Raw genomic sequence first — 23,681 nt, 5'->3', positions numbered from 1 at the left:
GCGGTCAGGCCCCCGGTGCGTCGGCCCGGTCCGAGGACCTGATCCCCCGCATCAGAATGCGCAGGACGGCCCAGCCGACGAGCGCCAGCGTGATCCACCGGACCACGGTGTCGGGTGCGATCCCGGCCTGGGCGAACTGCTCGAGGTGGGCGATCTCCTCGATTGTCTCCTCACCGAAGACCAGCAGCACCAGGAACACCAGCAGGTTGCCGGCCACCAGCTGACCGAGCGCCGGGTTGACCAGCGTGACACCTGCGGCCACGCCGGCCCAGAGCAGGCGCCACACCCAGCGGGTGGCGGAGGGCCGGGAGAGGTCGGTGGGCTGTGCGACGGTGGACGTGGCCGTGCCTCGGCTGGCGTCCGACTCGGCGGTGCGGGCCTCGGGCATCGGTGTGACGTCAGACCTGCTCATGCCCCGCTCCCCCAGCATCCGCTGTGCCTGTTCGCGGCTGCGCTGCTCGGCCTGGGCGTTGAGGTGCTTGAGGTACTGCTCCGGGGTCATCCGTGACGGGTCCACTGCCATGCCGCCATGGTGGCACGACCCCCCGGCGGTCTCCGCCCCAGGTCGGTGCTGCGGAGCCATCGTCCGGAGGCAGACTGAGCCCACGTCGTCCCCTCGAGAAAGCGTGCCGCAGTGAGCCTCACCGGAAAGATCTTCACCCTGCTGGGAATCCTGGGACTCGTGGGCGCCGTGGTCATGGGGGTGTTCGGCATCCGGGCGGGCATCGCCACCGATGAGGCCGTGCAGGGGGGCGAGAAGGTGGGCCAGTCGATCACCCGTGAGCTGCAGGCGGACGAGACCTACCTGCTCACGCTGCCGTTGGACTCGGAGTCGGCCACCTGTTCCGCGTCCGGACCGGATGGTCCCCTGTCCACCAGCCTCACCGAGGATGACGAGCTGGCCGTGGAGAACACGGTGGACGGGGTGGGTGCCCTGCACCCGACGACCACTGGGGAGTACACCGTGCGCTGCTCCTCCCCCGACGTGAAGCTCAGCGAGCCCGTGGACACGATGGGGTACGCGTGGGCCGGCCTGGGCATCCTCGGCAGCCTGCTGGTGGGCCTGGGGTCGCTGGGCCTGCTGATCCTGGGCGTGATCCTGTGGGTCTGGGGCGCCTCGCGGAAGCGTGAGCGGGAGCGCAACCACCAGAACTGGGGTGGCCCCGGTGGCTACGGCGGCGGCGGCTACGGCGGCTACGGCGGCGCCGGGGGCTACGGCGGCGCGGGCGGCTACCCGCAGCAGCCCCAGGGCTACGGCCCCGGCCAGCCCGGCCAGTCCGGCTCCCACCCTGCTCCCCCGCCCCCGCCGCAGCAGCGGCCGGAGGACCGCGCTCCCTGGTCCTGACCGACCACCCGATGGGGTGACGTCCGCCGCGTGCGGGCGTCACCCCATCGATCTTCTCCGCCCCAGGTCGGTGCCGCTGCGGGCGTCCACCCGGGCACACTCACCACAGGGACGTCCCCTGGAGAGAGCGGGCCGCGGTGAACCTCATCGGAAAGATCTTCACCCTGCTGGGAGTGCTGGGGCTCGTGGCAGCCGTGGCCCTCGGGGTGTCCAGTGACCGGTGGGGCACCGCCACCGCCGAGGCAGTGCGTGGCGGGGACAGGGTGGGCCAGTCGATCACCCGTGAGCTGGAGGCGGACCGCACCTACCTGCTCACGGTGGACCTGGACGCCGCTTATGCGACCTGCCACGGCAAGGGGCCGGACGGGACGGCCATCGCGACCTTCGCCACCGAGGAGGACTACGAATTGGTGGACGGTGTGATGGAGCTGGCGGGGGCCGTGCACCCGACGCTCAGCGGTGAGCACACGTTCACGTGCTCCTCCCCTGACGTGCGGCTCACCGAGGCGGTGCACCCGTGGGGGACCAGCCTGCCCTCCTTGGGTGTCATCGTCAGCCTGTTGCTGGGTGTGGGGTCGCTGGTCCTGCTGGTGGTCGGCGTGGTCCTGTGGCGCCGGGGCTCGTCACGCGGCCCGGCTCCAAGGTCCGCGCTGCGCTGACCCAGAGTGTCCCCTGACTCTGTTCAAGGTTCGGTCAAGACGGCCGGGCGGGCCCTCGGGGCGTGCTTGTCTCAAGTCACACGCCGTCGAAACAGACGGACCGACACGGAGGTAACCCCCATGACTCGCCGTTCTCTCGCCCTGCTCGCGCCGCTGGCCGCAGCTGGTCTGATGGCTGGCCCCGCGGCCGCCGTCCCGCTGCACACGGCGCCGGCCTCGCCGTTCGTCGCGCCGGTGGCCGATGCCCACCACGCCGGTGACGGCCACGACCACGGTGCCGAGGCCGAGGACTGCGTGACCCCGCAGGACGCCCGCACCAAGCCGGGCTTCGTGCCCAAGGACCCGAACACCCTCACCCAGGCCGAGACCGAGGCCAACGAGGCGAAGCTGGCCGAGACCCTAGCCGCCAAGGGCCTGGCCGTGGGCGAGAGCGGCAAGCTGGAGCGCCTGAACGCGTTCGGTCTGGGTGGCAGCCCGGATGCGGTGCAGGCGCAGGCCACGTACGAGGTGCCGGTGCACTTCCACGTGATCACGGACTCGGCGGGCAACGGCTCGGTGAGCGCGTCCACCATCAACGAGCAGATGGACGTGCTGAACGCGGCCTACGCCGACGCGGGCTTCTCGTTCACCCTGGCCTCGACGCAGGAGACGGCGAACGACTCCTGGTACAACGTCACGCCGGGCACCTCGGCCGAGGACCAGATGAAGTCCACCCTGCACAAGGGTGACGCCGGTGAGCTGAACTTCTACACGGCCGACATCGGCCAGGGCCTGCTGGGCTGGGCCACCTTCCCCTCCAGCAACCCGGGCACCGATGACGGTGTGGTGGTGCTGACGGGCTCGCTGCCCGGTGGCGAGTCCGCCCCGTACAACGAGGGTGACACCGGTACCCACGAGGTGGGCCACTGGCTGGGGCTGTACCACACCTTCCAGGGTGGCTGTGAGGGCGGCGACCAGGTGGACGACACCCCCGCCGAGGCCTCCCCCGCCTCGGGTTGCCCCGAGGGCCGTGACACCTGCACCGCCCCGGGCACCGACCCCATCCGCAACTTCATGGACTACTCCAACGACGCGTGCATGGACCACTTCACCCCCGGTCAGGTGGACCGCATGCACCAGCACTGGACGGCCTACCGCGCCTGATGCGGTGAGCGCGCCACCCGCGGTGGCGCACCCCTTCTGAGCGCCGACGCCCGGTCACCACACGGTGGCCGGGCGGCGGTGTGTGTGGGTCACAGCTTGGTGGAGCCTCGAGGGGGACTCGTCGGCAGAGGCGCAGGACGTGACTCCATGGCGTCGAGGGTCTCGCTCAAAACCTCCCGGAACACGGTCATGAGCTCGTCCGGCGTCATGGCGAAGAAGGCCAGGACTGCACCCCTCCGCAGCGCGCCCTTGGCGTACGCCCGGACCACGGCCTCACGCTGCGATGGTGCGACCTCACCGCGTTCCACCGACTCGCGGAGGACGTCGGTGAAGGCTCGGGCGACCACCGGGGAGGACCCGAGGCTGGCGGCTCGCTCCGTGATGCCCACGAGCTCGTCCTCCGAGAGGAACCGAACTCGTGCAGGCTCGAGGAGGTGGCACCTCCACCACACCCGTCTGAAGATGTTCCTCGGGCCGCCCAGGACGCGACGCTGGTTGGGCAGACCGTCCTTGGTCACCGGCCACCTCCAGAACGCCACGTCAGGCAACACCACGAGGGTCAGGAAGTTCCACACCTCGGCCCGGCCTGCCTCCGCGGGCGCGAGTCCCTCGAGACCTGCGACGACGTCGATGAGGTCACTGTCGAAGGACCGGTCGCGGGACACGCTCCCCTCCGCCCTCTCCTGGGCGGTGAGGACGGCCCGGCGAAAGGTCAACAGCTGCTCATCGTTGACCACGCGCGAGGCGGTGGGGTGGACGAAGCGTCGCGGATGCTCGACCCCGGCCGCCGCGATGCGCTCCTCGCCGGACATGCCGGCGATTTCCCGGGCCAGCTTCTGGGCCGCAGCGTGGTCGAGTCGTGGATAGGCGGTGAAGGTCATGCGAGGTACCTCGTGCTTGCCTGGATCTCAGAGTCGAACACTCCACGCTCCAGCTTCCTCAGGGCCCGCACCTCAGCCATGGACCGTCCCCCGGAGAAGTTGCGCTGGAAGGCAGCCAGCAGCAACTCGCCGAAGCTCCCCTCCTCGTAGGGGGCGGAGGGGTCCAGGTCCTCGCGGTCCAGGGCGTGGTCCACGAGGCGTCGCTCGATCTCCAGGGTGAGCGCCGCGGGAACGTGATCGGGGAACTGACCGGTCTGCAGAGCCTCCCCGATCAGCGGGTGGTCCCGGTTCAGCAGGAGAGCCACCTGCATGGATGCCAGTTCGTCGAGGTCACCCTCGTGGACGTGGACGACCCACGCCGCTCCGGAGGGACCCTCACCCGACTCCGCGAAGGAGAGGGCTCGGGTGGGCAGTCGGTCGCCTGTGCCCTCGAGGTGGAACGTGGCGCTCTCCTGCCACATCAGCGATCCGGGACGACGAGCCGCCAGGACTTGGGGGGCAGAGCCGGGAGACTCGACCATGACGAGCGCCGTGACGGAGAGGGACCCGCCGAGGTCCTCGCCCTCGAGCTTCAGGGACAGGTGATTGAGACCCTCGGAGAGCTCCACCCGCTCACTGGACCCTCCGAGCCCGGAACCGGAGCTCCTCCACGTGAGCACTCCGACGAATCGGGCGTCGGGCCCATGACCGGTCGCGGACACGAGTTCCGCGAGATCCACCTCCAGAGCCCGCGTCACGTGCACCGGGAACTGGTAGTCCCAGTCGCCGACGGCCGCGCCCGCGGAGAACGTCTCGCCGGCGGTCTCGAGTTTCCACGGGCCCCCCTGCACACCAGAAGTGGCCCTCAAGAAGCTGGCGGTTCCCTTCACTCCGACTCCTCCTCCCACGACAGCGCCAGGGCGACAGCGGACTCCGGGGGCGCGGCCACCGCGATGCGCAGGCTGTGCGCGCCCTCAGGGATGACGAGCCGGTCCTCGAGCCGGGTGCTGGAGCCGTCCATCTCGACAGCCACCAGCCGTGCCGCGCCGTCCACCTCAGCACCACCACCCTCGAGCACTGCCATGGGTTGGACTCTCGCGACGAGCCCCGCATCGTCAGCGACACACTCCACGTCGTGCCACACGGCAGGTTCGCCGTCCACCAGCGCCAGCTCGGCACCGACGACCTTGAGGGTGCGCGTTGACCGGCCTCCGGCGCCACCTCCGCCCTCCCGCGACGGAGAGCGCTCCTTCACCCGTGCATCGACACCGGCACCGACGAGACCTCCAAGCCGGCTCGCCAGTCGGGTGAGACCGGCGAGGGCCGCCCCGTCCTCCGGGTCGGCGACTCCGGCGCGAATCTCGTCCTTGACGCGCTGATCGATGCGGTTGAGGGCGATCCTGACCGGGTTCCGCTGACTCTTGACGGTCGGCAGGCGTTCGGAGGACCAGTCGTCGTGTGCAACGGGTTCCGACCTGGCGAAGCTCGAGTCCCAGTCGTCCGCGGCGACGAAGACGCCCGCCGTGCTCTGCCCACCGGGGTCCTCCGCCACCGGCCGGTAACGAACGATGAACCGTGGGGTGCGCATCAATGCGATGTGGTTCGAGACGCCGCCGTCCGGCACGTACTCCTCCGACTCCTCCGCGGGCGCCGGGTAGGTGCGCCAGACGAGGTTGCCCAGGGCACCCAGCCCAGGGGACTGCAGCACCGAGGAGTGCCACGGCCACTCGGTCTCCCCTGCCTCCTGGGAACGCCGATAGGCATTGGCGAAGTGCTTGAGCCGAGGGTGGTCGTCGGGGTCGGCGAGGGCCTGCTCCTCGCGTTCAACGGCCATGGAGATCTTCGTCGTTCCATCCACGAGGTGGGGCCAAGCCCACCAGAGGACGGCATCCTCGATCTGGCGCATCACGTCCTGGAGCGACTGCCCCTCGTCATCCACGACGGGCCCCAGCACCATGAGGGACGTTCCGGTGTCGTCGCCACGGAAGGCGTCGAAGCCCATTCGCTGTGCCCACTGGTCAGCCACCTCCCCTGTGAGCGGCTCGGCACCGGTTTCCGGATCGGGCACCCCCCACCAGTGGCGCCCCGTGTACCGGCGACCGTCCTCGTCGTAGAACGGCGCCCCGAGGCAGATTCCGATGAGCCGCGAGACAAGCTCGCCCCCGGACCAGGTCCGGGAGTACGCGACAACGGTGGCACAGCAACTCGACCGCCAGAGGATGCCCTTGCCGAACCCATACGTGCCTCCCCCGAGGTTCTTTGCTGCGTCCCGACCCACGTTGCGCACGAAGTCGACGAAGTCCGTGGACTCCTCGGAGTGCCTGTCAGCCCTGGTCGGGCCGCCCAGGCCCCGAGTGCGGCGATCCGTCACGGTGAGGACCGGGGAGTCCTCAATCTCGTCCAGGAACTCCCGCAGGCTAGCCGTCTCGACGAACGAGTGCTCCGAAGGCGTCACCCGGAAGAAGCTCGCGAGGGCCTCGGCCTCCTCGATCGCCGGTGTCCACGCCTCGACCCGGAAGTCGATGGTGCCGGCCTCACTCAAGCGGGCGTCCCAGCTGTTCTGCAGCGTCTCGCGTAGGAAGATGTGCCAGTGCGGAAGGCGCGGCTGACCGAGGGCCTTACCAGCAGCTCGGGCGTCGATGTTCCCGCTGGCGTTGTACGGCTCGCTGAAGAGGTGCACTTCCGTCATTGACCAACCAGTCCGAGCACGGTTGCGGCCGACGCCTCGCTCTGTGTCAGTCGCGCCAGGTCGGCCTGGTACCGGACACCCACCAGTGAGTCCGCCCACTCGGCGCGCTCGAGCCCGGCCACCGTGATCCGGGGGAACTCGGCGTCCACCGCGATCAACCGTTCCTCGCGGACGTGGAAGGTGTGGGCGTTCGCTGCACTCGGCTCACCGCCCTCACACCCTGCGGCCAGCAGCGCCTGCGTCAGCGCGGGCGCCATTCTGAGCTCCGAGGGCAGGGACGCAACGATCGTCGCCAGCGTGTCGGGCCCGGTGGGGCTGGGTTCGAACTGCCGCACCAGGACGTACAGGTCTCCCTCCCCGGGCAGCTCCAGCTGTCGCAGTCCGTGGAAGGTGACACGAAAGCCCTCGTTGGCGGAGGTGGCCTTGACCTCCACCGCGCCCCCCGGGCCCTGGAAGTCGTGACGAGCCCGGCTGGGCCCAGTCCAGGCCTCGAGCGCCTCAGCGTGTCCCGCCTGGTGCGCGACGGAACGGAGCACGAGCAGCTCCGCCGCCAGGCCGAGCACGCTGGACCGTGACAGCTCGCCACTCACCCGCCGGAAGAGATCAGCCCAGGCCTCGACGGTCGACATCACGCACTCCTCGATCTCCCGCGCCACGGCGAGTTCGGAGAGGGCATCGATGAGGTCATCGCACAACAGGGCGAACTGGTGCGAGGTCTCGTTGCTCTGGTGCCGAAGGATCAGGCGTCCCTCGGCCTGGTGCGACTCGATGGAGATTCCGTTCGTCTCCCACAGCAGACGGTTGCCCCGCAGGTGTTCAGCCGGGATCACGAGGACGCTGCGCCCCTGACCATCGACCCCCGCGCGCATCTCCCCGCTGGGGGTGTTCCGGGCCGTCGGCAGGGTGCGCAGGTCGTTCTCCGCGACCCCTTGGCGACGGACGCGTTCGATGCGCTCGTAGCTCGGCCATGCGGGCTTCATGCGTCGGCCTCCTCGTCCTCTCGGTCCGCGGCGGCGAGATCCGCCTCGAGCATCTCCTGCGCCTCCTCCTCCAGCGCGATCTCCTCCGGTGTGAGGTCTGCCGACACGTAGTCGACGGTCAGGCGCTCGGACCTCGACGTGGGGAAGAACAGAGCCAGCCCCAGGACGTCCTCAGCCGCTTCCAAGGGCCTCCGCAGACTGACCTTCCCCCCGTTCCTGGACGTGGGTCTCAGCGGCTGGGAGTCCTTGTCGATCGGGTAGAGGCCGAGCATCGGCCTGTCGTCACCGAGGTCTTTCCGTATCCCCGCGATCTGCTTGTCCGTGGCCTTCGCCGGGACCTGTCTCGCGTCCGCTGCGGACATGCCGATCAAGCGGTCACGTGATCCGGTCAGCACCTGGATGTTCGTGTAGTCCTGCCACTCCTGGTGCACGCGTGAACGCTGGATGGTGCCGACGGTCTCGGGGCCGAGCTCCGCAGGCCGCCCTCCTCCACGCCCTACGACGAAGACGTCCCATGTGAGCAGCTCGCCGTTGCTCATCGCCTGCTCGATGTAGCGGCGGATCGGGTCCGGCTGGAGACGTCGCGCCTTGGGGTGGAACGAGTACTCCCCGAGGAAATCGAGCACGAGTTCCGCCGGCACGTCCCTGTAGAGGAAGGTGGCACGCTTCTCGCCCACAGTGGACCGGATGACCCCCGGTGCCGCCGCGGCCTTCTCCAGCAGACGACCACCGGCCCGCCAGTTGGACAGGAGCGTCTGGGCGTCGTCCCTGTCGAAGTGAATGGTCTGCTCCAGTTCCCCCGAGTAGCTGAGCTTGGCTGAGCGCGCATCGCGCATTCGCGCAGCTGACGTGACGCTCATCGCCGGGTGGGTCCGGATCAGGACCGGCAGTTGAGAGGGCGTGAGGTTCCTCGTGGCGTACTCCTCGATGTGTCGACGCACCTCGGCCTCGACCAGCGCCAGGTCCCTGAACCACTCGTGGAGTTCAGAGGTCATCCAGATCCTGACCAGGTGCCCGTACCCCCGCCGGTACCCGAACCAGCGCCCCATCTGCAGCAGCGTGTCGTAGGCAGAGCTGCTCCGCACGAAGTAGCTGCAGACCAACCCCTCGAGGGTCAGTCCGCGGGACAGTGTGTTGCCGCCCACCGCGATGACCGTCTCGCCGCGCTCCCCCGAGTAGTCCAACCGCTGGGTCGACTTCGAGTTGTCGACCACCACGGCGCACTCATCCGTGACTGTGTGAAGAACCTCGGCGATCTCCCACCAGGAGGGCAGTTCCACCTCCGCCCGGACCCGATCCCTCTCGGCCTCCCACAGCTCCTCGAGGCCCTTCATGGTGGCTTCGTCCTGAGCCTCGATGTGCTGAGCCCTGGCGCGGACGTGGGCCGACACCTCGTCGGCCAGCAGCTCCTGGGCAGAGGTCAACATGCTCGTGTGGATCAGCATGGACGAGTGGTCATCGGGCTTGGGCCCCAACCTCCGCGCGGCGGTGGCCAGCAGGAACCAGTCGATGGCCACCTCGAGGGAATCCGGAACACCCGGGGCCCAGCTCTCGGCCGCGGCTCTCCCCTTGGGCCTGACGTCCTCCAGATCCGCGTCGGGAATGAACCGGACGACATCCAGCCCCTCGTAGAACTCGTCCTCGTCGTCGAGCACCGCCCTGCCGAACAGCTGCTCTGCTCCGAAGTAGCCCTCCCCAGTCTCGATGGCGCGGATGAACGTCCGGGGGTAGAGGTCACCGACGTCTCCCGGATTGATGAGGAGATTCGCGAACGGCGTGGCCGTGTAGGCGACGTACGCGGCCTTCGGGAAGTCGAGGATCTCGCGGATCAGCCGGTTGATGGTGGACGCTCGCGCGCTCCTCGAGATGTTGATCGACGCCTGGTCGGCCTCATCGTCGATCACCAGGATTGCGGCGGAGTCCGCGTTGGCCCCACCGGACTTCAACCACTCGATGAGCTTCCTGAGGCGGTGGGGGTTCTTCTTCACCACGGCCAGCAGGCGCTGCTGGGGGTTGGCGAGGTGCGAACTGGCGTTGAGGTCCCCGGAGAAGTCCTGCTCCTGGCTGGTGAGGAGGACCCACTTGTCACGGTCCCGCCCCGTACCGACGAGGTCCCGCTCGAGTCGCTCCTGGGTCTGGCGCCGCAGGTTCTCCGTGACACCCGTCAGAACGATGATGAGCCGGTAGCCGGCGTCGGCACCCCTGGCGGCCAATGTCATGAAGTGCGTTGTCTTTCCCGACTGCACGTGGCCGAGCACCAGGCCCCGGGTGTCGAACTCCGGAGTCGTGGACGGCCGGAGGTCGTTCATGATCGTGACGGTGCTGCGGTCCTGGGCCTCGAGGGCGGACTCCGGCATGTTGTTGGCCTTGAGTCGGTTCCTCAGCCCCTTGTAGATCCGGTGATCGTCGCGCGGGAGGAACCACACCTCGCCCCGGTCCTGCAGGTCCTCCAGGCCGGGGTCGAACTCAGCACGAATGAGGTCTCGCTCGTGCTCGAAGCGAGCCACGATCTTGTCGACCTGTTCGGTGGGCAGGCCCATCAATCGCGTGAGTTTGGACCGCGCTTGAGCCACCGACTCCCCTCGCTCGACCCTGTTCTGGAACTCGTCGTAGTACTCGTCGAACGCCTCTTGGTCCATGTCGGCGACCCTCTCAATTCGCATGTGTCCTGGGCCACACTATGCAGTGGTTCCGCACGTAGCCACCGCAAGTCCGAGTTCCACGCTCTCCACGGCGATCTCCGTCTCCGTGTGCTCCCAGACACGCACCACGGTCCAGCCCTGAGCCATGAGGATCTCGTCGGTGGAGCGATCCCGCTCCACGTTCCCGGCCAGTTTCTCCGCCCACCACCCGGAGTTGTTCTTCGGGCTCACACCGTGAGCGGGGCACACGTGCCAGAAGCAGCCGTCCACCATGACGGCCACGCGTCGGCCCGGGAACGCGATGTCAATGGATCTGCGCGGGGCGCCCGGCACCCGGTACGCCACGCGATAGCGGTACCCGCGGTGATGCAGCGCCCGCCGGAGGGCCATCTCGGGCTGGGTGCCCACTCGTGGCTGCCGTCGCATCCGGGCCCGCACGTGGGGCGAACGCGGCTCAGGCGTTGTCGAGCACATCCGAGACTCGGGCGGCGATCTGCTGGGCCAGGAACGGCGGAACGGCGTTCCCGACCTGCTGGTACTGCTTGGTCCGATTGCCGGCGAACCAGTAGTCATCGGGAAAGCTCTGCAGTCGAGCCGCTTCGCGCACGGTCACGCTGCGCATCTGCGCCGGGTCCGGGTGGATGAAGTAGTGACCGTCCTTGGCCAAGTGGGCCACGACCGTCGAGGAGGGACGCCCCCAACGCTGCACCCGGAATCGGTCCGCGAAGGGGCGGGACTCCTTCCCGATGTTGGCGTGGCTGGGCCTGAACTCCTCCGGCAGGTCGTGAACGCTCAGCACCTTGTCCTCGGCTGCGAGGTTCGCCAAGTAGGCGTAACGACGCAGGTCCGCCGCCATGTGCCCACGCGTCTCGTGATGGGCGAAGCCCCCGATGTCGCGCCTCACCCACTCCAGGTAGTCGGCGGCAGCCTCTCGTCCAGCAGGCCGCTCGGACGACCCTACCCACGGACCTCCGACTCCCAGCACGACGTCCTTCGGGCTGGGGCGCTCCGCTGCAGCGAACGCCTCGGCCCTCACACGGGCCCAGGCCTCCCAGCTGTCGTCCCCCTTCGGGGTCAACCTGGAGCGCAGCGATGGAAGGTCTGCGAGAGCGTCGCGCACGGTGAGCTGGTCGCCCTGACGCTCGAGGGGACGCCACGCTCGATGCGCCTCCAGCGGAAGATCGTCACGAATGCCGACCAGGATGACCCGGTGCCTCGCCTGCGGAACGCCGTGGTGCTCCGCACGCACCACGAAGTCTCGAGTATCCTCCACCGACCCGTTCCGGACCGTCAGGCTCCTGACCCGGTACCGCCGCCCCACCCGGCTGAGATCACTCAGGATCCTGTCGAAGAGCCGCGCCCCGCCGTGCGTGGTCGACAGCATCCCCTTGACGTTCTCCATGACGAAGACCGCGGGCTGGAACCGCGCCAGGATGTTCAGGTACTCGCGATACAGGAAGTGCTTGACGTCGTCCTCGAACGCCGCGTCGTTCACCCGCCGCGATCTCCCCGCCAAGGAGTAGGCCTGACAGGGTGGACCCCCGATGAGCGCCCAGGGCTCCGGATCCTTCCCCAGAGCCGAGCTGATCAGCGCGTCACTGTCAGCCCTCGTGGAGGGCCCCAGCTCCACCTGGTGCACATGGGCGGAGGCCTGGCGCCACGCACCCTCGACGTCACGGTGACTGCTGAAACCCGCCAGGTCGAGCTCCCCCCTCAGCAACCGGCGATGGGACTCGCCGCGACCGCCCTCCTGCTGAAGGATCCGGTGGGTGGCTCGTGTGGTCAGCGTGGAGATGGCTGCGTCGTCCATCTCGAACGAGCCTGCGATGTCGAAGACTGTGCCGCCCTGGAGGCTGGCGAAGCCCTCGTTGAGCCCCCCGGGCCCCGCGAAGACATCAATGACCTTGTGCATACTCACCGTCGCCCTGCATCCCTCGGTGTCGACGGGTGCGTGATCATGGCGCAAGAGTATGCCCCACCCCTCGGCCGCATCACACCCGGTGCGGAGCTGGCCATGAGCTGCGAAGCTGAACCCATGGCAGGCAAGTGGGAGTTGCAGCAGTGGATCCTCGAGGCACTCGAGAAGCGAGGCGGCGAGGCGCACTGGATCGAGCTGGCGAAGGACATCTGGCAGGTGCACGAGCAGGACCTGCGAGCCTCCGGTGACTTCTTCTACCGCTGGCAGTACGACATGGGGTGGGCCGCCCAGAACCTGCGGGACAGCGGCCGTCTGGAGAAGATCGGACGCTCGGGAACGTGGGCGCTGCCCTCGCGCTCCGACCAGTCACCCGCGGCCGACTGACCCCTCACCCGCGGTGGGCGACGCCCACCGCATCGGCCCACGCCGCCATGCCAGCGGGCAGCTCCGGGGCGACCGCTCCCGCATCGAGCAGGGCGATGGCGTCCGGCGCGGGCACCCGCTCGCCACTCCCCCGCGTGAGGAAGCGCCCCGCCACCCAACCCCGCGCCACCTGCCGGCCGGCCCGGGTGAACAGCTGCTCCAGGTACACCACCCGCGGATCCCAGCCCACCACCCGCGTGGCGATCTCGAACGCCTGCCCCAAGGTCAGCGACCGCTTGTAGGTGACCGTCTGCGCCGCCACCACCGGGTACCACCGCCGCTCCCCCAGCAGCGGAAAGCCGCCCACATCGGCGATGTGGTTGCTGCGCGCCACGTCCATCATCTGCAGGTATGTGCCGTTGTTGACGTGCAGGTAGAAGTCCAGGTCACCGGGCCGCACCCGCATGCGCGTGACCGAGGGGTCCAGCACCCCCATGCCCGGCACCGGGCGCCGCGGCCGCAACGTGGCGCGCGTCAGCTGGATCTGCCGCGCCACCTCAGCGGTCCCGCTCGGCGTCTCGCCCGCTGAACCACCCGCCGGCATACAACGCCGCAGCCACCAGCACCGGCTGGAAGAACAGCCGCACCAGCCGCTTGGTGTCCGTGTCCAGCCCGAACGCGTCCACCCCCTCGGTGTACTGCGAGACGTTGCCCGGGAAGATCGCCACGTAGAACGCCGCCAACGCCAACCCCGTGTACCGGCGCGCCCGCGGCAACGCCAACATGCCCACCCCCAGGGCGATCTCCGCCACCCCCGAACCCAGCACCACCAGGTCCTCCGAGACCGGCACCCACTCCGGCACCTGCGCCTGGAACTCCTCCCGCGCGAACGACAGGTGCGAGACACCCGCAAAGGTCATGAACCCACCCAGAGCGATGCGGACGGCGTGTTCGGACAGTCGACGAATACCCATCCCCCGACCCTACGCACGCTCGGCCGACAGCGCCTGCGGGAACAGCACCCCCGCCCACGGGAGTTCACCACGGAGCACGCCACACCCCATCGAGAGGCGCACGCCATGAACGACACCCCGACCACCACCCGACAGATCGTCCTGGCCTCCCGCCCCCACGGCGACCCCGCCGAGGAGAACTTCCGCCTCGAGGAGGCCGAGCTGCCCGCCCTGGAGGACGGCCAGGTGCTGGTCCGCACCACCGTCATGAGCGTGGACCCCTACATGCGCGGCCGCATGAACGACGCCAAGTCCTACGTGCCGCCCTTCCAGATCGACGAGCCGCTCGACGGCGGCGCCGTGGGCGAGGTGGTCGACAGCCGTGCCGACGACCTCCCCGTCGGCACGATGGTGACCCACCAGCTCGGCTGGCGGGAGCACGCCGTCGTGGACGCCGACCAGGCCCTGCCCGTCGACACCGCGGACGTCGGCGACTCCGCCTACCTGGGCGTCCTGGGCATGCCCGGACTCACCGCCTACACCGGGCTGTTCCACATCGGCCAGTTCACCGAGGGCGACACCGTGTTCGTCTCCGGCGCGGCCGGAGCCGTGGGCTCCCTGGTGGGCCAGATGGCCAAGCTCGCCGGCGCAGGCCGCGTGATCGGCAGCGCCGGCTCCCCGGAGAAGCTGGAGCGCCTGCACGAGCTCGGCTTCGACGCGGGCATCAACTACAAGGACGGCAACCTGGCCGAGCAGCTGCGCGAGGCGGCCCCCGACGGCATCGACCTGTACTTCGACAACGTCGGCGGCGACCACCTGGAGGCGGCCATCGGCGCCCTCAACACCCACGGCCGCGTGACGCTGTGCGGCGCCATCTCCCAGTACAACGCCACCGAGCCGCCCCCCGGCCCGCGCAACATGTTCCAGGCCATCGGCAAGTGCCTCACCCTGCGCGGTTTCGTGATGACCGAGTACGCCCACCTCCGCGCCGAGTTCCTGCAGCGCGTGCAGCCCTGGCTGGCGCACGGGCAGCTCGACTGGGACGTCACCGAGCGCACCGGCCTGGAGAACGCCCCCGCCGCCTTCGGGGAGCTCTTCACCGGCGGCAACACGGGCAAGATGGTGGTGCGTCTCTGATCCCGATGGGGTGAGCGTCGCCCTACGCTCAGGGCATGAACGCTCCGCGCCCCGCTGTGCGGGTGGTCCAGGCCCTGGTGGACTCCGGTCTGCTGCCCCCGGAGTCCACCGCGGACGCCACCCGGGTGGTCGACGAGACGCTCCAGGAGCGGGGCCGGGGCCCGGCCGCGCCCCGGCCCGATGCTGCGGGGCCCGACACACCCCGCTCCGGCGCCCGGATGGCCGAGCTCGCCGCCTACGCCGTCGCCGCCCTGGTGGTGGCCGCCATCGGCCTGCTCGGCGCCCAGTTCTGGGGCGACCTCACCGCCTGGCAGCGCGCTGCGCTGCTCGGCACCATCGGCGCGGTGCTGCTGGCCGGGGCCGCGGTCGCCGCCCGGGTGGCCACCGGCAGCTGGGCCGGTGCCCGGGACGCCTCGCTGCGCACCCGCCTGCTGGTGGGCACCCTGGTGACCGCCGGCACCATCGCGGCCGCCGTGTCCTTCGCCCTGGTGGTGGACGAGCTGTGGGCACCCGAGCCGTACGACCCGTACAACATCGCCACCACCGCGGGCGCCGGACTGGCGATCGTGCTGCTGGCCGTGGCCCACCTGCGCTCCCCCTCGGCCCTGCTGCACGTGGCCCTGGGAGCGGCCATCGTGGTGCTGCTGGCCGCGGTGCACCTGGGTGAGTGGCCCGACTCCGAGCTGCGCCGGGCGCTGATCGTGCTGGCCGTCGGTGCCCTCTGGCTGCTGCTGCTGGCGCTGCGCGCCTGGGCCGAGCCGGCCGTGGGCGCAGGCATCGGTTCGCTGCTGCTGCTGGTGGGCGCCCAGCTGCTGCTCACCCTGGACACCCCGGCCTGGGCCCACGCCGCCACCCTCGCTGTCGCGCTGCTGCTGTTCGCCCTCTACTGGGCGCTGGGCCACTGGCCGCTGCTGGCGGTGGGGGTCCTGGCCATCACCGTCGTCGTCACCGAGGCGCTCATGGAGTGGACCGACGGCTCCCTCGGCGCCGGCGGCGCAGTGCTGGTGGCAGGGCTGTGCCTGCTGGCCGGCTCCGGGGCGGCCGTGGTGCTGCGGCGCCGCCGCGAGGCGTCGTACGCGGGGTGACGCTCCCCCGCATCGGGGCCGGGGTCAGTGGCCCGGCACGTGGCGGGTGGACTCACGCACCCGCTGGGAGATGCGGTGGTTCACGAACGCGAGCGGCACGATGGCCAGCACCGCCGAGAGGCACATGAGCGCACCGGGCACCCCGGTGGGCACGTCGGTCAGGTAGGCCAGCCCGACGCCGAGTGCCAACCCCAGGACGATCACGCCCATCGCGCCCATCACCCACGGACGGGCCCGCAGGTGGACCGCACGGCGGCACCCGTCGCAGTGCGAGGCCTGACGGCTGTCCAGCATGAGCACACCGGTGGTGCCGCTCACAGGGCGCCCCACCGCGCGCAGGTCGAGCGCCAGCACCCCCAGCAGGAGCACCAGCAACACACCGATCAGCAGGGCCTGGGGGGTCACGGGGCCACGCTCCCGTCGAACTGCGCGGTGGCCGCGGCGCCCTGGGGGGCGGCCGGTGCGGGCACTCGCCGGCGTTCCCAGGGCAACCACGCCTCCACCACGAAGCTCCCGTCCTGCGGCCCGGCCTCGAGCTGCCCCCCGGCCAGGGCGACCCGCTCAGCCATGCCCGTGAGCCCCATCCCGCCGCTCACGACGTCCGAGGGCACCTCCTCCACCGGCGGCAGCGGGTTCTCCACGCGCAAGGTCACACCACGGCCCGGTGCACCCCCGATCTCGATGCGGAGGGGCTGGCCGGGTGCGTGCTTGCAGGCGTTGGTCACCGACTCCTGCGCCACCCGGTAGGCGTGGCGGCTGGTGGAGCCCGGGAGACTCTCCAGGATCTGCTCCCAGAGCCGCTCAGGGACCTCCAGGTCGATGGTGCAGCCCATGCCGGAGGCCTCCTGGACCATCGTTCCCAGGCGGCGCAGGTCAGGCACCTGGGGCGACCCCTCACTCGGGGCGCCATCGGCGTCGTTCGAGCGCAGCACGCCGAGGATCTCCCGCAGGTCCTCCAGGGCCTGGCGGGCCTGACCGGCGATGGTGCCGGCGGCCTCCCGCACCTGCTCGGCCTCGAGGTCCTGCCGGTAGGCCAGCGCACCGGCGTGCATGGACACCACCGAGAGACGGTGGCCCAGGGCGTCGTGCATCTCGCGCGCGATCGCGGTGCGCTCCGCCAGGCGGGCCTGCGCCACGCGGGCGGTCTGCTCGCGCTCGGCGGCCGCAGCCTCCTGCTGCGCCACCCAGGCCAGCTCGCGGCGCGCACCGATGTTCCAGCCGAGCAGCACGAAGACGGCGCCCACCATGAGGACCAGCAGCTGGTTGGCCAGGAAGTCCACCGGTGCCGCACCCAGCTCCTGGTTCACCACCCAGCGGTCGATCGCCGTCTGCACCACCCAGGACGCAGGCAGCAACAGCATCACGGTGGCCACGATCGGAGCCACCCGACGGCGGCTCGCCAGGGAGACCAGGGCCAGCAGGTGAGCGGCCATGGCGAAGGCCGAGAACGGCATCATGGCGCCGGTCAGCACGGACACGGTGACCGGCCTGCGTCGCCGCCACAGCAGCAGGGGGAGGGACAGGGCACCCAGCACCAGCTCGAGCGTGCGGAGGTCGCGGAGCTGTTCCAACAGCTCCTGGTCCTCGATGCCGCTGAGCGTGCCGTAGTTGAAGGCGAACAGGACGGCGCCGACCACCACCACGGCGGCGAGGCGGGCGACCTGGTCCCACGTGGTGAGACGCGGGAGCGGGGCACGCTGCGCCGGCTCGGGACCCCACAGGGTCGCGAGCCGCTCCCCCAGCCCCTGGCGCGCGCTCATCAGGGTGATGCTACGGGGTGCCGGGCCGGGGGGTGGAACACGTGGTCTGGCAGAACCTTCGGCTGCATCCCCTCCCCAGTCCCCACATCCCGCATCCCGCATCCCGCATCCCGCATCCCGCATCCCACATCCCCCCATCCGCACGATTCTGTCTTCTCCTCGTCCAACCCGACGCGCATACACGGGTCATGCTGGACGGGGAGAAGGCAGAACTGGTGGTGGGGTCAGCCACTGGGGGTGGGGTCAGCCACCGGCGGCGCAGCCGGGCGCAGCCCTTCGGCGACCGCACGCCTGTGGGGGCCACCCGTGCGGTACGGGTGGCCCCCACTGGTGGGGCCGCGTGGTGGATGCGGCTCGCGATCAGCTGCAGCCGGAGGTGCTGCCGCAGCCCTCGCAGATGTGGCAGGAGCCAGCCGGGCGCATCTTGATGCCGCAGGTCATGCACAGCGGCGCGTCGGCGGCCTTGCCGAACTTGGCCTCCATCAGCTCCGCGGAGGAGTGCACACCCGAGCCCGCGGGCTGGGCGGCACCGGCCACCGTGGCCTGGGCGCGGGCACCGGCGTCACCCTCGACGTCGGTGTCGGCGGCCTCCACGTGCTGGGCGCTCGTGGAACCCTCCGGGCGCTTGGCGGCCGCGGGGGCGATGGACTGGCTGTAGGACTCCAGCTGCGACTCCATGGACTCCTCGTCGTCACCCTCACCGGCCTCGGGGGCGTACGAGCCGGTCTCCAGCTGACGCGCCCGCTCCTCGGCGGTGTGGATGCCCATGAAGTCACGGGTGTCGAAGTCCATGTAGTCCAGCGCCAGCCGACGGAACACGTAGTCCATCAGCGACTGGGCCATGCGCACGTCCGGGTCGTCGGTCATGCCGGCCGGCTCGAAGCGCAGGTTGCTGAACTTCTCCACGTAGGTCTCCAGCGGCACGCCGTACTGCAGGCCCACGGAGACGGCGATGGAGAAGGCGTCCATCACACCGGCCAGGGTGGAGCCCTGCTTGCCGAACTTCAGGAAGATCTCGCCCAGCGAGCCGTCCTCGTAGGTGCCGGCCGTCAGGTAGCCCTCGGCCCCGCCCACGGCGAAGCTCGTGGTCTGCGCGGTGCGGCGCTTGGGCAGGCGACGGCGGACCGGGCGGTACTCCACGACCTTCTCCACCGGGGCGGCAGCGGCCTCGGCGGACTCGCTGGAGCCGTCGTCCGCGGAGCCCTTGTTCTCACCCTTGCCGCTGGACAGCGGCTGGCCCACCTTGCAGTTGTCGCGGTAGACGGCCAGCGCCTTCAGACCGGACTTCCAGCCCTCCAGGTAGACCTCCTCGATCTCCTCGACCGTCGCCCGCTCGGGCAGGTTGACCGTCTTGGAGATGGCACCGGACAGGAACGGCTGCACGGCCGCCATCATGCGGACGTGGCCCATCGGGGCGATGGCGCGCTCCCCCATCGCGGTGTCGAAGATCTCGTAGTGCTCCTCGGCCAGGCCGGGGGCATCCACCACGTGACCGTGCTCGGCGATGTACTCCACGATGCCGTCGGTGGTCGCCTGGTCGTAGCCGAGCAGCTTCAGGGCGCGCGGGATCGTCTGGTTGACGATCTGCATGGACCCGCCGCCGACGAGCTTCTTGAACTTGACCAGCGAGAAGTCCGGCTCGATGCCGGTGGTGTCGCAGTCCATCATGAAGCCGATGGTGCCGGTGGGGGCCAGCACGGAGGCCTGCGCGTTGCGGTAGCCGTGCTCGTCACCCAGGGCCACCACGGCGTCCCAGGCCTCGGTGGCGGCGTCCTGGATGTGGGCGTCCATCTCGTGCATCGGCGCGAGCTCGGCGTTGGCGTCGCGGTGCTGGCGCATCACGCGGTTGTGGGCCTCGGCGTTGCGGGCGTAGCCGTTGTACGGGCCCACCACGGCGGCCATCTCGGCGGAGCGCTTGTAGGACGCACCGGTGAGCAGCGAGGTGATGGCAGCGGCCAGCTGGCGGCCGCCCTCGGAGTCGTAGCCGTGGCCGGTGGCCATCAGCAGGGCGCCCAGGTTGGCGTAGCCGATGCCGAGCTGGCGGAAGTTGCGGGTGGTCTCGCCGATGGGGTCGGTCGGGAAGTCCGCGAAGCAGATGGAGATGTCCATCGCGGTGATGACCAGCTCGGTCACCGCCTGGAAGCGCTCGGTGTCGAAGGTGTCGTCGTCGTTGAGGAACTTCAGCAGGTTCAGGCTCGCCAGGTTGCACGACGAGTTGTCCAGCGACATGTACTCCGAGCAGGGGTTCGAGGCGTTGATGCGGCCCGACTCGGGGTTGGTGTGCCAGTGGTTGATGGTGTCGTCGTACTGGATGCCCGGGTCGGCGCACTCCCACGCGGCCTTGGCCATGCGGGTGAACAGGTTCGCAGCGTCCACCGTCTCGATGACGTCGCCGTTGGTCCGCGAGCGCAGGCCGAACTCCTCGCCGTTCACCACGGCGCGCATGAACTCGTCGGAGACGCGCACCGAGTTGTTGGCGTTCTGGTACTGCACCGAGGTGATGTCGTCGCCCCCCAGGTCCATGTCGAACCCGGCGTCACGCAGGGCGCGGATCTTGTCCTCCTCACGCGCCTTGGTGTCGATGAACTCCACGATGTCCGGGTGGTCGACGTCCAGCACCACCATCTTGGCCGCACGGCGCGTGGCGCCACCGGACTTGATGGTGCCCGCCGAGGCGTCCGCACCGCGCATGAAGGACACCGGGCCCGAGGCGTTGCCGCCGGAGCTCAGCAGCTCCTTGGAGGAACGGATGCGCGAGAGGTTCAGGCCGGCACCGGAGCCGCCCTTGAAGATGAAGCCCTCCTCGCGGTACCAGTTCAGGATCGAGTCCATCGAGTCGTCGACGGACAGGATGAAGCAGGCCGAGACCTGCTGCGGGCTCTTGGTGCCCACGTTGAACCACACCGGGGAGTTGAAGCTGAAGATCTGGTGCAGGAGCGCGTAGGTGAGCTCGTGCTCGAACACCAGCGCGTCGTCCTCGGTGGCGAAGTAGCCGTGCTTCTTGCCGGCCCCCACGTAGGTCAGCACGACCCGGTCGATGAGCTGCTTGAGCCCGGTCTCGCGCGCCGGGGTGCCCACGGCGCCGCGGAAGTACTTGGTGGTGACGATGGTGGAGGCGTTGGCCGACCAGAAGCTCGGGAACTCGACGTCCTCCTGGCGGAAGATCACCTCACCGGTCTTCCAGTTGGTCTGCTCGACCGTGCGCTTCTCCCAGGTCACCTCGTCGTAGGGGTGCACACCGGGGGTGGTGTGGATGCGGTTGATCGTCAGTCCACCGCCCGACTGCTGGGTCGCTGCGGGAGCCTGTGTGGTGTCGGTCATGACCTCTCCTGGGTGGTGCGAGTGGGGCGGGTGGGCGGCCGGGGCCGCCGGGTCTGGTGGGCGGGTGGGTTCGGGGGTGGCGCGATGGGGTGAGCGTCTCAGCGGGCGCCGACAACCTCGGGCTGCGTGGCGTCCTGGGCCGCTCCCCCGCCGGCGGCGTCCTGGCGGAGCTCGGTGATGGCGTCCTCGAAGTCCGCCAGCGAGTCGAAGTTGCGGTACACCGAGGCGAATCGCAGGTAGGCCACGAGGTCGAGCTCGCGCAGGACGGGAAGGACCGCCATGCCGATCTCGTGGGCGTCGATCTCCGCGTGGCCCGAGGCGCGGATGTTCTCCTCCACCTGCTGGGCCAGCAGCATGAGCTGGTCGTCGGTGACCGGGCGTCCCTGGCACGCCTTGCGCACTCCGGACATCACCTTGTCGCGCCGGAAGGGCTCACTGGCACCGGAGCGCTTGACCACGCTGAGGGTGGCCGACTCGATGGTGCCGAAGCGCCGCTCGCAGGCCGCGCACTGGCGGCGTCGACGGATCAGCGTGCCCTCGTCCTGGACGCGCGAGTCCACCACCTTGGTGTCCTCGTGGCGGCAGAATGGACAGTGCACGTCAAATCCCCTTGGTTGCGCGAAATTGGCTCATCTAGTGGTCCTGAGCACCTCCGACCACTAGATGTAGAGCGTACGGGTCACCGGGCCTGGCTGCAAACACCGGCGCGTCGACCGCGGGATCCCCACCGCGGGACGCCGAATCACCGGCGCGTCGCGGGCCGGGTCACCGGCCCGTCACCAGCGCGGAACGGTCATCTCCTGGGCACGGAAGTCCAGCTCGACGCCGTCCTGCGTGACCTGCACACCGGTCCACCGCAGCCCCTCGAAGCTCGGCAGGTAGACGTAGGTGGACACCCGCGGCAGCAGCCCGTCGATCACGTCCTGGGGCACGTCCACCTCATCGAGGCTCGCCTCGGCGTCCCGCAGCCCGAGCTGGCCGGTGCGGCCGTCCACCACCGGTCGCCCGGTGACGCGGACCGGGAGCCGCTCGCCCAGCACGCCCACCTGCGTGGTGATGGTGAGCCGGCCGTCGTCGTCCCCGGAGAGCTCCACCCCCGTCACGCGGGAGAGGTCCTCCCACGTGGTGGCCGCACGTCCCGAGCCGCTGCCGATCACCACCTCGCCCCCAGCGAGGCCGCGCACGTCGTGGGCCACGACGTCGACGTCCAGCACGATCTCCTCCGCCAGGACCGTCGCGACGGCCCCGTCCACCCCGCCGGTGATGCGGTCGTAGTCGTCCCGCACCACCTGCCAGGTGGCCGGCCAGCCCTCCACGTCGGCCGTGACCCGCCCGTCGGCCACCTGGCCGACCTCGGACTCGATGCGGTTCTCCACGTACTGGCGCAGGAAGACGTCACCGACCACCAGGCCGAGCACGACGGCGAGCAGCACCACGAGACCGATGAGGCGGCGGCGCGTGAACCAGGCGGCGCTCACCGGCGCCTCCACAGGGCCCACGACAGGCCCACGGTGGTGAGGAAGAACACACCGGTGGCGCCGGCGAGCACCGGCACCAGCCACGCCGTGTCGGCCGAGGGCTCGGCGCCGGCGGCGCGTTCGTCGCCGGCGGGGTCGCTGCCCCGGGCGTCCGGGGTGGTCTCGCCGGAGGGGGCATCGTCCGAGGGGGCGGGCCCGCCGGGCGCCTCCTCGGAGGGCGACGGCGCGGGGGGCACCGTGCCGGAGTCACCCTCGGGCCCGGAGTCCACCCACGGATCGGCGGGGCGTCCGGAGGGGTCCCCTGCCGTCGACTCGGCCTCCTCCACCAGCAGCGCGAGGGCCTCGGCGGCCGACTGCACCACCTCACCGCTGTAGCCGCCGTGCACCGGGCGCGCGGCGGCGAACTCGTCCCCCATCGAGCTCGATGAGGTGAGCATCCGGCTCATCGCCGGCGCGGCGTCGCAGACCAGGTCGCCCTCGCTGCACACCGACAGGATCCGGGAGTACAGCCCGGCAGGGACCACCTCGTGGGAGGTGCTCAGCGTGGAGGCGATCACACCGTTGGAGATCCGCCCCTCGTGCAGGGCGAAGACCTCCTGCACCAGGTTGTGCACGGCCTGGCGGCGGGTGGTCTCGTCCCCGGGACGGGCCTGGGCACGCAGGTAGGTGAGAGTGGCCGCCAGTCCGATGGCCGGGGTGTCCACCTGCCCGTCCACCTCGCGGGCGTTCTGGCCCGGGTGGTGGGCGGGATTGCCGAGCAGCAGGGCGCCGGCGAGCGTGGAGCTGTCCGCGCCCCCTGCCACGGTGCGGGTGATCACCTGTGCCCCCTGGGAGAAGCCCACCAGGAGCACCTGCTGGTCCGGGCAGCGCTGCGCGCTCTCACCCAGCACGCGAGCGAGCTCCTCCGCCCCCTCGTCCACCGAGGCGAAGTACTCCGAGCTGGGCGGCTCAGGGTCCAGCACGTGGGCCTCGAGCTCGTGGGTTCCCAGGGTGTGGGGTGAGACCGCCGGGTAGTCCAGCCAGACCTGGTTGACGCTGCGATCCAGCCGCTCGGAGACCATGGTGCGCACGCCCTCCACCGTTCCACCCCACGGGGCCACCTCGCCCGATCCGCGCACGCCCACGAAGAGCACGTCACGGCAGGGCAGGGAGTCCACACCCCAGGAGGGGGTCGGGTCCTCGCGCCAGCTCGGGTCCGTGGCCTGCGTGGGAGCGGCGGCCAGACCCGGGACGATCAGCGCGGCGGACAGCGCCACCGCCAGCCGGCGGGACGTGCGACGACCGCCGGGCAGGGCGGAACAGGGCCCCGGCGGAGGGCCCTGTGCATCACGTCGGCGCACGGTCACGG

General features: G+C 70.3%; 22 protein-coding genes. 6 read left to right on the top strand and 16 right to left on the bottom strand.

Going from position 1 to position 23,681, the window contains the following annotated elements; genetic code table 11:
* Positions 1 to 4: 4 nt before the first annotated feature.
* Positions 5 to 523, bottom strand: a complete 519-nt coding sequence (locus ACEY2A_RS02105) for a hypothetical protein (protein ID WP_374929236.1) — start codon at positions 521 to 523, stop codon at positions 5 to 7.
* A 111-nt stretch (positions 524 to 634) separates the two neighbouring features.
* Here ACEY2A_RS02105 and ACEY2A_RS02100 point away from each other — a divergent pair, with 111 nt between their 5' ends.
* The 3 genes from ACEY2A_RS02100 (at position 635) to ACEY2A_RS02090 (ending at position 3,147) form a co-directional block, all read left to right on the top strand.
* On the top strand, positions 635 to 1,345 hold the full coding sequence (locus ACEY2A_RS02100; protein WP_374929235.1) for a hypothetical protein: 711 nt from the start codon (positions 635 to 637) through the stop codon (positions 1,343 to 1,345).
* Between the two features lie 137 nt (positions 1,346 to 1,482).
* Positions 1,483 to 2,004, top strand: coding sequence for a hypothetical protein (locus ACEY2A_RS02095; protein WP_374929234.1), 522 nt, complete (start codon positions 1,483 to 1,485; stop codon positions 2,002 to 2,004).
* Positions 2,005 to 2,124: 120 nt separating this feature from the next.
* Positions 2,125 to 3,147, top strand: a complete 1,023-nt coding sequence (locus ACEY2A_RS02090) for a zinc metalloprotease (protein WP_374929233.1) — start codon at positions 2,125 to 2,127, stop codon at positions 3,145 to 3,147.
* A gap of 89 nt (positions 3,148 to 3,236) precedes the next feature.
* On the opposite strand, the gene ACEY2A_RS02085 is transcribed toward ACEY2A_RS02090, so the two are convergent.
* From ACEY2A_RS02085 to ACEY2A_RS02055, 7 genes are read right to left on the bottom strand one after another with little or no spacing between them, the layout of a single operon-like run.
* Entirely contained in the window at positions 3,237 to 4,028 is a 792-nt protein-coding gene (locus ACEY2A_RS02085; protein WP_374929232.1) for a hypothetical protein, read from the bottom strand.
* On the bottom strand, positions 4,025 to 4,897 hold the full coding sequence (locus ACEY2A_RS02080) for a hypothetical protein (protein ID WP_374929231.1): 873 nt from the start codon (positions 4,895 to 4,897) through the stop codon (positions 4,025 to 4,027). Before ACEY2A_RS02080 ends, ACEY2A_RS02085 begins: the two co-directional genes overlap by 4 nt.
* Positions 4,894 to 6,696, bottom strand: coding sequence for a hypothetical protein (locus ACEY2A_RS02075; protein WP_374929230.1), 1,803 nt, complete (start codon positions 6,694 to 6,696; stop codon positions 4,894 to 4,896). Before ACEY2A_RS02075 ends, ACEY2A_RS02080 begins: the two co-directional genes overlap by 4 nt.
* Positions 6,693 to 7,676, bottom strand: a complete 984-nt coding sequence (locus ACEY2A_RS02070; protein ID WP_374929229.1) for a PD-(D/E)XK motif protein — start codon at positions 7,674 to 7,676, stop codon at positions 6,693 to 6,695. The genes ACEY2A_RS02075 and ACEY2A_RS02070 overlap by 4 nt, the downstream gene beginning before the upstream one ends.
* Positions 7,673 to 10,315 (bottom strand): Z1 domain-containing protein, encoded by a 2,643-nt coding sequence (locus ACEY2A_RS02065; RefSeq protein ID WP_374929228.1) that lies wholly within the window; start codon positions 10,313 to 10,315, stop codon positions 7,673 to 7,675. Before ACEY2A_RS02065 ends, ACEY2A_RS02070 begins: the two co-directional genes overlap by 4 nt.
* Before the next feature lie 39 nt (positions 10,316 to 10,354).
* On the bottom strand, positions 10,355 to 10,744 hold the full coding sequence (locus tag ACEY2A_RS02060; protein WP_374929227.1) for a very short patch repair endonuclease: 390 nt from the start codon (positions 10,742 to 10,744) through the stop codon (positions 10,355 to 10,357).
* 28 nt (positions 10,745 to 10,772) lie between these two features.
* Positions 10,773 to 12,230, bottom strand: coding sequence for a DNA cytosine methyltransferase (locus tag ACEY2A_RS02055; protein ID WP_374929226.1), 1,458 nt, complete (start codon positions 12,228 to 12,230; stop codon positions 10,773 to 10,775).
* Positions 12,231 to 12,353: 123 nt separating this feature from the next.
* Between ACEY2A_RS02055 and ACEY2A_RS02050 the strand changes: the two genes are divergently transcribed.
* Positions 12,354 to 12,620 (top strand): hypothetical protein, encoded by a 267-nt coding sequence (locus ACEY2A_RS02050; protein WP_374929225.1) that lies wholly within the window; start codon positions 12,354 to 12,356, stop codon positions 12,618 to 12,620.
* Positions 12,621 to 12,624: 4 nt separating this feature from the next.
* On the opposite strand, the gene ACEY2A_RS02045 is transcribed toward ACEY2A_RS02050, so the two are convergent.
* Both ACEY2A_RS02045 and ACEY2A_RS02040 read right to left on the bottom strand, forming a co-directional pair.
* Complete coding sequence (locus tag ACEY2A_RS02045) at positions 12,625 to 13,155, bottom strand: acyl-CoA thioesterase (RefSeq protein WP_374929224.1); 531 nt, start codon at positions 13,153 to 13,155, stop codon at positions 12,625 to 12,627.
* A 1-nt stretch (position 13,156) separates the two neighbouring features.
* Positions 13,157 to 13,573 (bottom strand): hypothetical protein, encoded by a 417-nt coding sequence (locus ACEY2A_RS02040; RefSeq protein WP_374929223.1) that lies wholly within the window; start codon positions 13,571 to 13,573, stop codon positions 13,157 to 13,159.
* 105 nt (positions 13,574 to 13,678) lie between these two features.
* Here ACEY2A_RS02040 and ACEY2A_RS02035 point away from each other — a divergent pair, with 105 nt between their 5' ends.
* Positions 13,679 to 14,689, top strand: coding sequence for an NADP-dependent oxidoreductase (locus tag ACEY2A_RS02035; protein ID WP_374929222.1), 1,011 nt, complete (start codon positions 13,679 to 13,681; stop codon positions 14,687 to 14,689).
* A gap of 35 nt (positions 14,690 to 14,724) precedes the next feature.
* The gene (locus ACEY2A_RS02030; RefSeq protein ID WP_374929221.1) at positions 14,725 to 15,774 is read left to right on the top strand and encodes a hypothetical protein; all 1,050 of its coding nucleotides are present in this window, start codon (positions 14,725 to 14,727) and stop codon (positions 15,772 to 15,774) included.
* A gap of 24 nt (positions 15,775 to 15,798) precedes the next feature.
* Here the strand turns inward: ACEY2A_RS02030 and ACEY2A_RS02025 are convergent, their stop codons facing one another.
* From ACEY2A_RS02025 to ACEY2A_RS02000, 6 genes are all read right to left on the bottom strand, one after another.
* Positions 15,799 to 16,179 carry a hypothetical protein gene (locus ACEY2A_RS02025; RefSeq protein ID WP_374929220.1) on the bottom strand — a complete coding sequence of 127 codons (381 nt, stop codon included), beginning with the start codon at positions 16,177 to 16,179 and terminating at the stop codon, positions 15,799 to 15,801.
* A complete protein-coding gene (locus ACEY2A_RS02020; protein WP_374929219.1) occupies positions 16,176 to 17,534 on the bottom strand; it encodes a sensor histidine kinase in 1,359 nt (452 codons plus the stop codon). Before ACEY2A_RS02020 ends, ACEY2A_RS02025 begins: the two co-directional genes overlap by 4 nt.
* A gap of 360 nt (positions 17,535 to 17,894) precedes the next feature.
* Positions 17,895 to 20,855, bottom strand: a complete 2,961-nt coding sequence (locus tag ACEY2A_RS02015; protein WP_374929218.1) for a vitamin B12-dependent ribonucleotide reductase — start codon at positions 20,853 to 20,855, stop codon at positions 17,895 to 17,897.
* Between the two features lie 98 nt (positions 20,856 to 20,953).
* Positions 20,954 to 21,454, bottom strand: coding sequence for a transcriptional regulator NrdR (gene nrdR, locus ACEY2A_RS02010; protein ID WP_374929217.1), 501 nt, complete (start codon positions 21,452 to 21,454; stop codon positions 20,954 to 20,956).
* 177 nt (positions 21,455 to 21,631) lie between these two features.
* Positions 21,632 to 22,333, bottom strand: a complete 702-nt coding sequence (locus tag ACEY2A_RS02005; protein WP_374929216.1) for a DUF2993 domain-containing protein — start codon at positions 22,331 to 22,333, stop codon at positions 21,632 to 21,634.
* On the bottom strand, positions 22,330 to 23,679 hold the full coding sequence (locus ACEY2A_RS02000; RefSeq protein ID WP_374929215.1) for a cutinase family protein: 1,350 nt from the start codon (positions 23,677 to 23,679) through the stop codon (positions 22,330 to 22,332). The genes ACEY2A_RS02005 and ACEY2A_RS02000 overlap by 4 nt, the downstream gene beginning before the upstream one ends.
* Between the last annotated feature and the right edge of the window lie 2 nt (positions 23,680 to 23,681).

The organism is Kytococcus sedentarius, from assembly GCF_041937525.1.
GTDB classification, from domain to species: Bacteria; Actinomycetota; Actinomycetes; order Actinomycetales; family Dermatophilaceae; genus Kytococcus; species Kytococcus sedentarius_A.
The sequence above is the reverse complement of the archived record's forward strand: the minus strand, read 5'-3'. Positions and strand labels throughout refer to the sequence as shown.

Coding starts and splice junctions, on each gene's coding strand:
- ACEY2A_RS02085 (WP_374929232.1), bottom strand. CDS start 4,028: ATGACCTTCACCGCCTATCCACGACTCGACCACGCTGCGGCCCAGAAG.
- ACEY2A_RS02105 (WP_374929236.1), bottom strand. CDS start 523: ATGGCAGTGGACCCGTCACGGATGACCCCGGAGCAGTACCTCAAGCAC.
- ACEY2A_RS02055 (WP_374929226.1), bottom strand. CDS start 12,230: ATGCACAAGGTCATTGATGTCTTCGCGGGGCCCGGGGGGCTCAACGAG.
- ACEY2A_RS02070 (WP_374929229.1), bottom strand. CDS start 7,676: ATGAAGCCCGCATGGCCGAGCTACGAGCGCATCGAACGCGTCCGTCGC.
- ACEY2A_RS02050 (WP_374929225.1), top strand. CDS start 12,354: ATGGCAGGCAAGTGGGAGTTGCAGCAGTGGATCCTCGAGGCACTCGAG.
- ACEY2A_RS02075 (WP_374929230.1), bottom strand. CDS start 6,696: ATGACGGAAGTGCACCTCTTCAGCGAGCCGTACAACGCCAGCGGGAAC.
- ACEY2A_RS02020 (WP_374929219.1), bottom strand. CDS start 17,534: ATGAGCGCGCGCCAGGGGCTGGGGGAGCGGCTCGCGACCCTGTGGGGT.
- ACEY2A_RS02015 (WP_374929218.1), bottom strand. CDS start 20,855: ATGACCGACACCACACAGGCTCCCGCAGCGACCCAGCAGTCGGGCGGT.
- ACEY2A_RS02030 (WP_374929221.1), top strand. CDS start 14,725: ATGAACGCTCCGCGCCCCGCTGTGCGGGTGGTCCAGGCCCTGGTGGAC.
- ACEY2A_RS02065 (WP_374929228.1), bottom strand. CDS start 10,315: ATGGACCAAGAGGCGTTCGACGAGTACTACGACGAGTTCCAGAACAGG.
- ACEY2A_RS02090 (WP_374929233.1), top strand. CDS start 2,125: ATGACTCGCCGTTCTCTCGCCCTGCTCGCGCCGCTGGCCGCAGCTGGT.
- ACEY2A_RS02060 (WP_374929227.1), bottom strand. CDS start 10,744: ATGCGACGGCAGCCACGAGTGGGCACCCAGCCCGAGATGGCCCTCCGG.
- ACEY2A_RS02040 (WP_374929223.1), bottom strand. CDS start 13,573: ATGGGTATTCGTCGACTGTCCGAACACGCCGTCCGCATCGCTCTGGGT.
- ACEY2A_RS02035 (WP_374929222.1), top strand. CDS start 13,679: ATGAACGACACCCCGACCACCACCCGACAGATCGTCCTGGCCTCCCGC.